Source organism: uncultured Phyllobacterium sp. (genome assembly GCF_902479695.1).
GTDB lineage: Bacteria > Pseudomonadota > Alphaproteobacteria > Rhizobiales > Rhizobiaceae > Phyllobacterium > Phyllobacterium calauticae.
Map to the genome: position 1 here is coordinate 18082 of NZ_CABSQF010000020.1, position 13059 is coordinate 31140.

General features: G+C 55.9%; 13 protein-coding genes and 1 tRNA gene. 9 read left to right on the top strand and 5 right to left on the bottom strand.

Translation table 11 applies throughout. From position 1 onward, the window contains the following. Nucleotides 1–148 precede the first annotated feature (148 nt). Both RDL77_RS13700 and RDL77_RS13705 read left to right on the top strand, forming a co-directional pair. Nucleotides 149–1003, top strand: a complete 855-nt coding sequence (locus RDL77_RS13700) for a heparin lyase I family protein (RefSeq protein WP_288193325.1) — start codon at nt 149–151, stop codon at nt 1001–1003. Between the two features lie 129 nt (nt 1004–1132). Further along, a complete protein-coding gene (locus tag RDL77_RS13705) occupies nt 1133–2275 on the top strand; it encodes a GGDEF domain-containing protein (RefSeq protein WP_288193326.1) in 1143 nt (380 codons plus the stop codon). Between the two features lie 81 nt (nt 2276–2356). Here the strand turns inward: RDL77_RS13705 and RDL77_RS13710 are convergent, their stop codons facing one another. After that, nucleotides 2357–2704 (bottom strand): VOC family protein, encoded by a 348-nt coding sequence (locus RDL77_RS13710; RefSeq protein ID WP_288193389.1) that lies wholly within the window; start codon nt 2702–2704, stop codon nt 2357–2359. Between the two features lie 103 nt (nt 2705–2807). Between RDL77_RS13710 and RDL77_RS13715 the strand changes: the two genes are divergently transcribed. Next, complete coding sequence (locus RDL77_RS13715) at nt 2808–2999, top strand: hypothetical protein (protein WP_288193327.1); 192 nt, start codon at nt 2808–2810, stop codon at nt 2997–2999. Nucleotides 3000–3324: 325 nt separating this feature from the next. Beyond that, a complete protein-coding gene (locus RDL77_RS13720) occupies nt 3325–5133 on the top strand; it encodes a hypothetical protein (RefSeq protein WP_288193328.1) in 1809 nt (602 codons plus the stop codon). A 157-nt stretch (nt 5134–5290) separates the two neighbouring features. Here the strand turns inward: RDL77_RS13720 and RDL77_RS13725 are convergent, their stop codons facing one another. After that, nucleotides 5291–6397, bottom strand: a complete 1107-nt coding sequence (locus tag RDL77_RS13725) for an acyltransferase (RefSeq protein ID WP_288193329.1) — start codon at nt 6395–6397, stop codon at nt 5291–5293. 618 nt (nt 6398–7015) lie between these two features. On the opposite strand from RDL77_RS13725, the gene RDL77_RS13730 reads away from it, so the two are divergent. Next, nucleotides 7016–7092, top strand: a tRNA-Pro gene (locus RDL77_RS13730). 88 nt (nt 7093–7180) lie between these two features. Here RDL77_RS13730 and hutC read toward each other — a convergent pair. Next, a complete protein-coding gene (gene hutC, locus RDL77_RS13735; protein WP_288193330.1) occupies nt 7181–7936 on the bottom strand; it encodes a histidine utilization repressor in 756 nt (251 codons plus the stop codon). Nucleotides 7937–8129: 193 nt separating this feature from the next. Here hutC and RDL77_RS13740 point away from each other — a divergent pair, with 193 nt between their 5' ends. The 4 genes from RDL77_RS13740 (at nt 8130) to RDL77_RS13755 (ending at nt 11347) form a co-directional block, all read left to right on the top strand. Beyond that, nucleotides 8130–8969 (top strand): transporter substrate-binding domain-containing protein, encoded by an 840-nt coding sequence (locus RDL77_RS13740; RefSeq protein WP_288193331.1) that lies wholly within the window; start codon nt 8130–8132, stop codon nt 8967–8969. Between the two features lie 133 nt (nt 8970–9102). Then, nucleotides 9103–9825: an ABC transporter permease gene (locus tag RDL77_RS13745; protein WP_288193333.1), complete on the top strand. Its 723-nt coding sequence runs from the start codon at nt 9103–9105 to the stop codon at nt 9823–9825. Nucleotides 9826–9834: 9 nt separating this feature from the next. Beyond that, nucleotides 9835–10533 carry an ABC transporter permease gene (locus RDL77_RS13750; protein ID WP_288193334.1) on the top strand — a complete coding sequence of 233 codons (699 nt, stop codon included), beginning with the start codon at nt 9835–9837 and terminating at the stop codon, nt 10531–10533. Between the two features lie 13 nt (nt 10534–10546). Continuing rightward, entirely contained in the window at nt 10547–11347 is an 801-nt protein-coding gene (locus RDL77_RS13755; RefSeq protein WP_223615742.1) for an ABC transporter ATP-binding protein, read from the top strand. Here RDL77_RS13755 and RDL77_RS13760 read toward each other — a convergent pair. Beyond that, on the bottom strand, nt 11325–11591 hold the full coding sequence (locus tag RDL77_RS13760) for a hypothetical protein (RefSeq protein ID WP_288193337.1): 267 nt from the start codon (nt 11589–11591) through the stop codon (nt 11325–11327). The genes RDL77_RS13755 and RDL77_RS13760 overlap by 23 nt on opposite strands. Nucleotides 11592–11845: 254 nt before the next feature. Then, nucleotides 11846–13024: an O-antigen ligase family protein gene (locus RDL77_RS13765; RefSeq protein ID WP_308526405.1), complete on the bottom strand. Its 1179-nt coding sequence runs from the start codon at nt 13022–13024 to the stop codon at nt 11846–11848. Nucleotides 13025–13059 lie beyond the last annotated feature (35 nt).

Consider the following 13059-nt stretch of genomic DNA (forward strand, 5'->3'; position numbering starts at 1 on the left):
TTTTATACAGGTTTACACTTCTGTGTCATGTTGGCATTGGGATTGCAGCTTATGACCAGGGGGATTGAGAGGATATGGGACAGGGGGAGCTCGTTTCGTGAACGCACGTCTTTCGTGGATAGCTTGTGTTTTCTTCAGCCTAAGCTTGATGGTTTTGGGGTCCGCCGCAGCGCAGGAGGCGGCTCCGGCTCTGTCAGGTGACCTTGCCGAGCTGTGCGCACCCGATCCGCAGCATCCCCCAAGCCTATGGAAGATCAGCAAGAAATTGGATCAGGGGGCATGGCGGTCGCGTCTATCCTGTGATTCCGGCGCTGCCCCTTCGTCCGGGCCGGTGCTGCGTCTCTCTGTGCATCCGGGCGACGCCGTTGAAAAAGAGTCCGACGAAAAATCGACGGAACGCGTGGAAATCCAGATGCGAAAGGAGGTCGTCAAGTTCGATGAGCCGACCTGGTACCGTTTTCGGTTCCGTCTTGAACGTCCCTGGCAGGGCATTGGCAACCGGACAGTCATTCATCAGGTAAAACAGAACATCCAGGCGCGTGACGAGAAGCCGCAAGGGGCGTGTCCCGCCGCCAATCCCCTCTTCAAGGTCGAGGCCCGCCCATCGGCCACGGGGGCGGATTTCCTGGTCAAGGTGCGCGGAACCAGCGACTGCAATCTCGGGGAATCCAGAATAATATGCGGTCCATGGCACCTGGACCTGGACCACTGGAATGATGTGAAGGTCATGATCAAGCCCAGTCTGAAGGAGGGGGCAAGCCAGGTGCAGGTCTGGCTCAACGGGCGCGGCTGCGATCCGTATACAGGGCTTCTCGGCTATCCCGATCATGGTGTCCGCGATGATTCCGGCCGCCCGTTTATCGACGTCCAGCCGCGCTTTGGCATTTATCGTGATGCCCTGCCGGACAATGTGCAATCGATCGATTTCACGGGTATTCGGTTTTGGTCCGCAAATCCGGCAGGCGATCCCTCGTGGTCGGAAAATCCGTTGCCGATGCGATGATGCCGGGTCATCAACACCGCTGTTCACATCTTAAGGCATTTCTAACTATCCGGTTCGGAACTATCACGGGATTCTCTAATTCTTGACGACTCTTCGCTACGCATCTCGCCGACAACGGAGCAGGTGCCTATGCGCGAGGATATTTCAGGATTCAGTGTACCGAAATGGCGGCTGACACGCTGGCTGGCCGATGCTGGATCCAATGTGCCTGGCTATATTCGATCGGAATTGATTGCGAGCCTGTTCGGAACATTACCGATTTTTGCCGGCGGCGTTATCAATACAATTCTGGTATCGGCATTCATCGCATACCGGATACCTCGACCAGAATTCATCTTCTGGCTGGGATGTGAATTGTTGATTTGCGGCATGAGGCTCGTGGTGCTGCTCATCAGCCACAGGAATGCCAAAGCGGGCAAAGCCACGCCTACCGACATTTACATTCTGCTGGCTCTAGCCTGGTCAGGCGCCGTCGGTTACGGCTGTTTCATCAGCATGATGAGCGGGGATTGGGTGGTGGCAACACTCGCCTGCCTATCCGCCGGCGCCATGGTGGGGGGCATCTGCTTTCGCAATTTTGGCGCGCCGCGTCTTGCCTCGGTCATGATCATCTTGAGCCTTGGGCCTGCTTGCCTCGGCGGTGCGATGTCCGGCGAGCCGATCTTATACGTCACGCTTTTGCAAATTCCGCTTTATCTCATCAGCATGGCAATGGCCTCGCACAAGCTCAACGCGATGCTGATTGCGACAAAGCTGGCTGAACGCGAAAATGAGCGCCGGGCAAATGAAGATGCGCTGACGGGCCTGCTGAACCGCACGGGCCTGCTGGCACACATCAATGATCGTTTGTCGGCGCTGCAGCAGGATCAGACAGGCTTTGCCGTGCTTTACCTCGATCTGGATGGCTTCAAACTCGTCAACGATCAATATGGCCACGCAAGCGGCGATGAGGTGCTGTTTGAAGTGTCGAGGCGGATTTTAGCCAATCTCGGGCCCGAAGACGCAGCGGCCCGTATTGGCGGTGATGAGTTTGTTGTTGTGAAAGCGGGCGACGACGATCAGGACCTTACGGCGTTTGCGGCGTCAATCTCTGAAAACATAGGAGAGCGCATCCGCTTGAACGTCGGCAGCAGCGTGGAAGTGGGGTCCAGCATGGGAATTGCCCTTGCTCCGCGGCACGGAAGTGCAGCCGGCGTTTTATTGGATAAGGCCGACAAAGCTTTGTATCAGGCAAAAGCTGCGGGAAAGAACAGGCACGCGATCGCGCTTTAGATCCAGCCGAATACGAAATATCCCCTGTCCATTTGAGACGGGCGAGGACCTTAGCTCGCCCTGTCTTTCCGTGGTCGTCCCTCAGGCCTCGGGTTCGTGGCAAACCATTTCGATGTTGTGCCCGTCCGGATCAATGACGAAGGCCGCATAGTAGTTCGCATGGTAGCGCGGGCGCAGACCCGGCGCGCCATTGTCTTTGCCGCCCGCCGCCAGAGCCGCCCGATGGAAAGCCTCGACTTGCCGGCGATTCCGGGCGGTGAACGCCAGATGAAGGTGCGCCGGCTTCTCCTCGGTCTGGTAGAGGCACAGGGAAGCCTTGCCCTTTGGGCTGAGCTCGGCACCCTGCGCCGGTGTCGTCCCCTCTGCGACGACAGCGATACCGAGCGGTTCGAGTGCCTTGAGGTAGAACGCCTTGCTGGCTGCATACAGCGGGCTCTGAGGTTAAGCGGGAGCGTGGCGCTTTAGACAGAGCAAATGCCCGTGTTGGTCGCTGTGCTGGATTATTTGACAATTTGAACACGGAAATGCGCTGTTGACCGAAGTCAGTCAGCAACGGGCGCTCGGTCGCCTCGAGAGCAAGGTTGATCTAATCCTTGCGGAGAATGAGTGGGTCGCGCACTCACGGAAAGAACAGTATGAGAAGCTTGAGCAGATCACCCGCAAGGCCGACGCGACGGATCGTAAGATAGATAGTATCGACGGAAGATTGAAAGCCGTAGAGTAGCCAGTCGCGGATTTTGAGAAATGGCGCGAACGGGCAATTGGCGCCTTGATGCTGGTTAGCCTCGTGTCAGCATCCTTGGGCGCATTCATCCTGTGGATGCTTAAAAAGATTGCTGCGCTGCCGTCCCAAATTGATAAGACCTGGCAAAGCTTATTTGCCTTGATAAGGTTCGTCGTGCAAATTCTACTGACGCCCTATTATTTATCTCGCAATATCATATAAACCAAAGGTATGGCGCGTTAAAAACGACTTCAAGCCGTCCGCCGATTTCACGATGCGGTAGATCTACGACTATTCCGTTATGGCAATACAGGGGGCCAACTTTATGCGCATTGAAAATGTGGTTCGAACAACGCAATCAATGTCAGCGTTTCGCACCATCGTGTTGCTGTCGATTGCTTTTGCCGCAATATCGCTCTCAGTCGCCACCGTTGGCTTTGTCATCTGGAATCATATGGCGATACCACTATATGATGATGTTTTTGATCAGGGACGCTTTCACGCGGCATCGGCCGAAGGCTGGAAGCCGCTCTTCAAGTATTTGATCTCGCAGCACAACGAACACCGGATATTCACAACTCGTCTTTTGATGATCGCTGACACTTGGTTATTCCAGGGACGGGAATATATACAGATTGCAGTATCGATGGCTCTTCACTGCTTGATTGCAGTGCTAATTTTCAGATTTGTGTTCCTACGCAAGAGAGCCACGATAACCGTTGCCGAAGGATTGTTGTTTTTTGCGACATTCCTCTTGTTGTCGGTCAATCCGAACTATCTTTACACGTTCTTGGTTGCTTTCCAGGTCCAGCATACAATTATAGCACTGCTGTGTGTATTGGCAGCGCTTCTGGTTGGGGGCGCCAGCGATGATGAGCGTGGCCCTTCGTTAACCAACGTTCGCTTTTTCATGTTATTGCTCGGTTATGCCTTTATTGCCACTCTTACACTGGGGAACTCGCCTGTAGTTCTTCTTGGGGTTGCTGCCTGCTCAATCGTGCTGCGATGGAGATTGTCCACCACGGTCGCGCTGTTGCTTATGGGGATTGCTCATGCAGCGTTAGTATTGGCGACAACCAATTCGGTCGGTACGACTTCACGCGACCCCATCGCCATCATTCACTTTCTGGCATTCTATCTTGGTGCCCCCTTGTTACGCTTCGCGGCGTGGCCCGGCTCAATTGACGCATTCTGGACTTCAACAGCTCTGGCTACGGCAATCGGGTGCTTCATTTTGTTGATCGCAATCGTCTATTCGATTGCTCGATTCTTATATCCGCGACTGGGTGGGGCCGCGGGGGCCGCAGGTCTCGCGTTAATGAGTTTTGTTGTCACAACAGGTTTGGCCGCAGCTTACTCCCGAGCGCAATTCGGTATCATCGAGGCTGGAAACAAAAAGTACAGTTCATTTGCAAGTCTTGGTCTGATAGCGGCGTTGATAATTATCACGTCGGTGGTTCGGGAGCGGAGAGCAGTCAGGGATGAAAGGACACTACAACCGGTCTACGTTGTCCTCCTCTTGCTCTTGATACCGATGAGTTACGCTGGCTATATCCGTGAAACCGAAATATGGCAAAAGGCATCAGAGCGGAGCTGGGAGGCTGCAGCAGCCGTGGTGATGAATATCAATTCGCAATCGGTAATGGGGGGCGTCTCATCACCCGCAGCGGATATTGTGAACTACACAAAGTTCGCTGAGCCGAAGGGGTTGGGTCCCTTTAACCTGATTGGCTATAGATGGGGACAGGATTTCTCTTCAGTTATGCAACATATGACACAGACGCAGTGTCGCGGTAGCTTTGAGAGTATCCACGCAATTCCAGCAGACGATAAGCAGGAAATCTTTAAGATTGGCGGATCTCCAGCAATTATAGGCGGCTGGAGCTGGATATCGGCAAGCAAGTCACCCGCGTCCACAGTTGTCGCAGTGGATCGAGACAATCGAATTGTTGGTGTTGCCAAGTCAACGCGTACAAGCCAAGCGGCGGAAGAATGGCTGGGACAGAAGTTCTACAATCGTATGGGTTGGTACGGATTTGTTCGGGCCGAAGATTTGGTCGCAATCAAGCTAGTTGCATTGGATGACTCAAAGGGGCTTTTTTGTGATCTTGGGCCCGTGGGGTCCACACAATAAGCAACTGAAACAATTTACATGGACAGTACCCCTTTGTTCCAAGGGGTACTGTCGGCCCAAATTCTCGAGCTATGATTTAAACCCAGCCCAGCCGTTCACCGTGCCCTTGCTTCCCTCGGCCTTGTGGTGGCACCAATAATTATGACGGCAAGAGAAATTATACGAACCCACCGTAAAAGAATACAAGCCCTCCAGCCAAGGCAAGAAGCGTCCAAATTGCTATCCCACATCCTGTATTCTGGCGACTGGAAGGTCCAATTGCGTATCGAAGACGTCTAACCGGATTTTCCACGAAAATTTGCGTCAAGACCGACAAAATCAAAGTCAACGATATTCCAAGAATTCCTGTAGGGATTGCCCCCATATGCAGCTTCTCGCCAAGAAGGTAATAGAATGGAAAATGCCATAGATAGACTGCATAGGAAATTACACCCAAATAAATAATTGGCCGGAGGCGTAGGAGCTTTGCGAGCGGGCCTACTGACGCGGCATCTCGTGCATAGACAATAATCGGCAATGTCAGCGTCCAGAGTATCAGAGCTGCAAACGGGTGCCATTTCTGCGTAAGTACCATAAAAAGGTAGGCAAGGAACGAGACAACAGCCAGCGGCGCCGGGCACTTCAGATTGGGGAGGGCTGCAAGGCAGGCCCCGAGCAATATCGCCGGGCAACGCCCATCAAAACCATTATAGATATGGTCGACACTTGCATTAATGTAAATGAGCAGTCCAAACCAGATTAAAGATGTCGCGGTAACGCCGAAGATGGCTGTTCGAACATTTGGGAGCCACCGAGAGGCCAAATACACTGTGACCGGCCAAGCGAGGTAAAACTGTTCTTCGACCGACAGGGACCATGTGTGGGCCGTGAAACTTGGTGCGCCGTATGTTGGGAAAGCCCTGGTCCAGTTTGTAACATAAGTCAGTGCGCCAAAAGAATTCAGGAATGCGTCCCAATTTGTTAACAGCGAGGGCGGAAGTAAGAACAATGATGTGCAAACCAGCAGAAGGGGAGGAAATAGTCTAGTGAAGCGGTTCCAGTAGAATTCCGATAGAGGTTTGTTTTCTGCAATTTGCCCAAGAATAATGCGAGTGATTAGGTACCCGCTGAGAACGAAAAATACGTCTACTCCAAAGCCCCCGCCCAAGGAAAAACCCGGCACTCCGAAGTGACCGAGTACCACAGAGGTTACTGCTACCGCCCGAATCCCATCCAAAGCGGGCATATAGGGTAACGAGGGGCGCCCCTCTCTGAAATCGGACAATCGCTCTAGTTCCGGTAGGGATTGACCAGTCTCAACGTCCGTTCTCAAGTGCAGAGAATCCATATTTCAAACCCTGGGCAACCTGTTCAGTAGATCAGCGTGCCGGGTCATGAATTATTGATTTTGTTGAAATACATGTCTCCCCACGTTACTGCAGTATATCTTATGGCGCAAGTGTCTGCAATCAGCATTTCAAGTAGTACACTGAAGTTTTTTACAGAAAATAGGTTGAAACAATTAGTTGAAGCAGTTTAAATTTTAGCGGCTCGACGGGGGGATTGTTCCCTTGCTTCCCTCAGTCTTATGTTCTCCGCAATACCATTCCACCCCATAGCGTTTGTTAAAGCCTCCCCAGCATTCCGTTCGGCAAATGTTCTCATGTGGTGCGAAAGTCAAGAAGGGGCAAAATGCCAGACTACGAATCATTCCATTCTGGCCGTGGAAGTTGGTGACGAATGAAACTGCACGCTGCAGAACGTTTTGAGAACATGTGCGGCGCTTTGTGCGTGATTTTAGTATCCTGTCAATAACGCACAGGCCAAACTTTCACATTTCGTTCTTTTTTGGGTTTTGGCCCCTTGCGCTGAAACGCCCAGTATTCTAGGGGTTCGGCACCGGCGGAGCGTAGCGCAGCCCGGTAGCGCACTTGACTGGGGGTCAAGGGGTCGTCGGTTCGAATCCGGCCGCTCCGACCATTTATCCCGCCAGATCAATCATTGGTTGGATAGATCGGTTATCAAAAAGCCAGACCTCGCGTCTGGCTTTTTTGCTTGGTAAAGTGCGTCAAAGCTTGTCCGGCGTGGCACCCGTCCGCGATTCCAGCCGGTAGCGATTGCCGGGATAGACCAGATGGACCAGCGAGACCACGGTATCGCCCGACCAGGTGCGGCGGCGGATGGCAAGGCATGGCTCGTTGCGTGCAATGCCGAGCAGCTTGCGGTCGCGTGCCGATGGCATGGCAGCCTCGACGATATGTTCCGATCCGCTGAGGGGGGCAATCGCGCTGAGATAGGCGTTGGGCGTGCGCGCCGTAAAATCCTGCGCCAGATAATCGGGAGCCGCGCGCGGATTGACGAAACGATCCTCGATCTGCACGGCAACGCCGTTTTCCCGGTGCACGATCACCGAGTGAAAGACGGGTGCGCCGGATGGCAGTTCAAGCGCATCGGCGACCGCGCAGGCGGCTTTCTCCAGGTTGAGGCGAACCACCGATGCACTATGGACATGGCCGCGCTCGATGATTTCATCGGCGATGTTGCGCACCTCGAACAGCGTTGAATGACCCTTGCGCGCCGCGACAAACGAGCCGACGCCGCGGATGCGTACCAGCTCACCCTCATTGGCAAGCTCGCGCAGGGCGCGGTTGGCGGTCATCTTGCTGACGCCCAATCCGGCCACCAGCTCGTTCTCCGAGGGGACGCGATGCTCGGGCGGCCATTCGCCGCTGTGAATGCGGCCGAGGATCATCCGTTTCACATGGGCATAAAGCGGCGCACCATAACGTGTGGCGGGTTGCTTCTTGAGCATGGCATCGGTCATCGCAGGCCCTTCATTGCTCATTCCTTGTGCAGGATCAGAATTTGCCTCGCTGTGCGACTTTCCCTCTTGCGCGGCACAGGGGATGTCATAAGGTACCATATACAACTTGCCAAAAGACAAAAGCTCAAAAGCCACCGCAGTGTGGCACGGGAACACGGGTTCAACACTTGCCAACCTCAAGAGGAGAAGGCTGATGAAACTACACAAGCTCCTGCTGTCGGGTGCGATGGCGCTTTCCGCGCTGTCCATGTCTGCGGCCCATGCGAAGGACTGGAAGACAGTCACGATCACGCTGGAGGGCGCCTATGCACCCTGGAATGTCACCAATCCGGACGGGACGCTGGGCGGCTTCGAGCCGGAACTGGCCGCACATATGTGTGCCGAGATGAAGGTCGAATGCAAACTGGTGGCTTCCGATTGGGATGGCATGATTCCGGCGCTCAACGCCGGCAAGTTCGATGTCATCATGGATGCGCTGTCGATCACCGACGAGCGCAAGCAGGTCATCGATTTCACGATCCCCTATGCCAATACCCATGCGGGTTTCGCCACCCAGAAGGACAGCCCGCTGGCCAATGCGGCCGGAACCGGTTCGGTTCTCAAGCTCACGCCGGGGCAGACCGGCGTTGCCGAAATTGAAGCCATGAAGACGGCCTTCAAGGGCAAGACCATCGGCATCCAGGCGGCGACCGTCTATGCCAAGTTCATCTATGACAATTTCGGCAGCATCGCCACCGTGCGCGAATACAAGACCGGCGCGGAGCGCGATCTCGATCTGGAGTCCGGCCGTATTGATCTTGCCTTCGACGATGCCGTGTATTTCGGCACGACATTCGAAAAGGCCAACGGCGCGCTGGTTTTCACCGGCCCCGAATTCGGCGGTACGATCTTCGGCATCGGCGAGGGGCTGGGCATCCGCAAGGCCGATACGGATCTGAAGGCCATGTTCGACAAGGCCATCACCGCCGCCCTGGCGGATGGTACGGTCAAGACCCTGTCGATGAAGTGGTTCAAGACCGACGTCAGCCCGTGACTATCGCCGCGAGGCGGTAACGCCCTCTGGATGAATGGGGCATTGTCAGAAAGGCGCGGCATTTGCAGCATCTGACAATGCCCGCCTATACTCTGAACAACCGGATCAACCGGGCGGAGCGGGAACACGGCGCATGTGGATAATCGAGGTGCTCGGATTTGGACAGCAGGGCTGGGGCGGGCTGCTTATCGCCGGTGCGCTGATGACCCTGTGCGTAACCATCGTCGCCCTGCTGCTCGGCGCTGTTCTCGGCACCATGGTTGCCTGGGCGAAACTATCGGGAAACAGGGTTCTGAGCGCGCTCGGAAACACCTATACGACGGTGTTTCGCGGTGTTCCTGAACTTCTGATCATCTATCTCATCTATTTCGGCGGATCGGGCGCCGTCACCGCCATCGGGCGCTATCTCGGCTATGAAGGCTTTCTTGGCCTGCCGTCCTTTGCCGCGGGCGCGCTGGCGGTCGGCATCATCTCCGGCGCATATCAGGCGGAGGTTTATCGCGGCGCTTTTCTGGCCATTCCCAAGGGAGAACTGGAGGCTGCAGAGGCCATCGGCATGCATCGCGGCCTGCGCTTTCGCCGCATCATCGCGCCGCAGGTGCTGCGTTTTGCCATTCCCGGTATCGGCAATGTCTGGCAGCTGAGCCTGAAGGACTCGGCGCTGGTTTCGGTGACAGGGCTGGCGGATCTGATGCGCACGAGCCAGGTCGCCGCCGGATCGACCCGGCAATATTTCCTGTTCTTCATTGCCGGCGGCTGTCTCTATCTCGTTCTGACCAGCCTGTCGGACCGGCTGTTCAACCGGGCGGAGCGGCGCGCCAACCGCTCCATGCCGTCGTCCCTCGGTCAGGCCTGAGGAGCGGACATGGATTTTGTCTTCATTTTCCAGACCATGAAAACCCTGCTGGCAGCGGTGCCGATGACGCTGGCGCTGTTTTTCCTCTCGATCATCTTCGGCGGTTTGCTGGCCTTGCTGATCGTGTGGATGCGTGTCGCCAAAAACCCGATCCTCCGCAATTTTGCCAAGGGTTACATTTTCGTGTTCCGCGGCTCGCCGCTGCTGATCCAGATGTTTCTGGTGTTTTACGGCCTCGGTCAGTTCGGCTTCATCCGCTACAGCTTTCTCTGGCCGTTCCTGCGCGAACCCTTTGTCTGCGCCGTGCTTTCGCTGGCGCTGTGCACGGCCGGTTACACCGCCGAGATATTTCGGGGCGGTCTGCGGGCCGTTTCCGTCAAGGAGATCGAGGCCGCGCGCTCCATCGGCATGTCGGGTTTTCTGCTCGTCCGGCGGATCATCGGACCGATCGCCTTCCGCCATGCGCTTCCCGCCTATTCCACTGAAATCGTCATGATGGTCAAATCGACCGCGCTTGCCAGCCTCGTGACGGTATGGGAGGTCACGGGCGTGGCACAGCGTCTCATTTCGCAGACCTACCGCACCATGGAAGTGTTTTTGTGTGCGGCGGCGATCTATCTCATCCTCAATTTCCTGATCCTGCAGGCCATGGCGCTGCTGGAACACCGGCTTTCCCACCATCGGCGCGCTGTTCCGCGTTTGCCGTAAGGAACCTTGTATTATGGTGCATGAACATTCCGCCGATCCCGCCGCAGCAACCGTCAACCGGCTTTCCGTGCGCAATATCCGCAAGAAATTCGGTTCACTGGAAGTCCTGCGCGGGATTTCGCTCGAAGCCCATGACGGCGACGTCATTTCCATTCTCGGGTCGAGCGGTTCGGGCAAATCGACGTTCCTGCGCTGCATCAATCTTCTCGAAATTGCCGATGAAGGCGAGATCTGGGTGGATGGCGAACATATCAACATGGTCAGGAAGCACGGCAGGAATGTCCCTGCGAGTTCGAAGCAGGTGGACCATATCCGCGCGGAGCTCGGGATGGTGTTCCAGTCGTTCAATCTGTGGTCGCATATGACCATCCTGCAAAACCTGATCGAAGGCCCCGTTCACGTGCTCAAACGCCCCCGGGCGGAATGTATCGCAGAGGCGGAAGCGCTTCTGGAAAAGGTGGGGATCGCGGAAAAGCGCCATGCCTATCCGGCCCATCTGTCCGGCGGTCAGCAGCAGCGGGCAGCCATTGCCCGCTCCCTGGCGATGAAACCGAAGGTCATGCTGTTTGACGAGCCCACCTCGGCGCTCGATCCCGAACTGGTCGGTGAAGTGCTGCGGGTGATGCGCTCGCTGGCGGAGGAGGGGATGACGATGCTCGTCGTGACCCATGAAATGAATTTTGCGCGGGATGTTTCCAACCGCGTCGTGTTCATGCGCGAAGGGCTGATCGATTGCGACGGTTCGCCGGCGGAGATGTTCAGCGGCGCAACGTCGCCCGCATTTCGCCAGTTTATCGGTAATTTCCGGGGGTAGGGCGGATTCTGCCCTTGGCGGTTTTCCGCCGGACGAGTACGGCATTCACGGCAAATCGGGCTATCGCTTCGGCATCCCGGTTGCCGATAATGAATGCGGCACGGACAAAACGCTCCAGAATTTTCCGTTCCGGATCGTTGTCGTCCTCGATCTTCAACGTCCTTGCCGCCCCGTCCAGCGCCTGCTGCATGAGTTCGCCGTCGGCCGTTGAATAATTCGGATTATCGGTATCTAAAAACGTCAATGACCATTTCCACCCATTATTTTTATGTGTTGGATGCAACCGGTAGTTTATAAATTCTACTTGTATTAGAAGCTTGATTTAATCGCCTGATGCTGCGTAGAAATTGCGTCTTTCTCAAGGTAACGCACGGAGGTGACATTGGAAATCTATTATAAGTGATTATCCGGCTGTTGTTCCGAAGTGCCTATTTACGCTAAATATATCACTGGAATTCATAGGAAAAAAGCGCTCGGGTAAAGCCTGTCGCGACGGCTTCACACCCTTGCTTCAGAAGCGGCGGGCGCCGGGGAATATCGGGCTTCCAGCGCGACGCAGCCCCAGATGATACCCACAAGAATGTAGAAATGGCGCCAGTGATCGGTATCGATGACATTGCCGATGGCCACATGCGAGAGATAGGTGAGATAGGCACATAGCAGGAAGGGCTGCCAGGGCCTGTCGCGAAACAGGATGCGCAGGCCAAGACCCAGCGTCAGCATGGTCAGGGTCAGGTAGCTGACGAAGCCGATCCAGCCATAATCAAGCGCCGCCTTCAGCCAGATATTGTGGGTATCCTCGCCATAGATGGGCCCGAACTCCAGCGGTCCGATCCCGAGGGGATGATCGACCGACATCAGCAGGCCATACCAGTGGCGGGCGAAGCGTCCGAACTGGGCATTGTCGTAATCCTGCACCAGTTGGGCGCGCGCAAAGAACAGTTCCGACACACTGGGAATCTGCAGCGCGATGACGATGGCGACGAGAAGAATCGCGACCGCCAGGCCGGCAAGCAGGATGATTCTGATGCGGAAGAGGCGGCTCGGGCTGCGGATGAACAGCGCCAGGGCAAGGCCCGCAATCACCAGCACGGCCATGCCCCATGCGGCACGGGAAAACGACAGGAAAACGCCGAGGGTGAGGATGAGCGTGGGCACGAGGCGCAGCGGCAGGGTCCGCAGATCGCCCACCAGTATGCCATGCACCAGCCAGGCAATCGGCAGGATCAGGAAGGGGCCGAAGACGTTGGGATCCTTGAAGGCGCCCATGGCGCGGCCATAGCGCGTAAAAACCTCCGCCCCCGGGAAGGCGTCGAAATAGCCGAGAATCCCCAGCATCGTCGTGCAGACCGCCGCGATCACATAGCCGTTGAAGATCGCCCGCAGAATGCGGTGGTTGCCTTCTATGATCGCAGCGAAGAATACGGACGTGAGCGCCAGAAACAGCGACACGGCCATATACATCGGTGCGGTCTTCAGATCGGCCATCTGCGCCACCGACAGCCAGCCGCCGAGATTGAACAGCACAAGCGTTGCGAGAAGAACCACCACGCTACGCGAGAAGCGCAGGCCGAAGAGTGCCCAGCCCACGATCAGGGTAGCCATGTACAACTCGTAGGGCGCGGGTTCGTTGATGACGAACCCGCTGAGGAACACGCCGAACCCGACGGCTGTCATCGAAAACATCCGGATCAGCGCACGGTTGCCGGCGG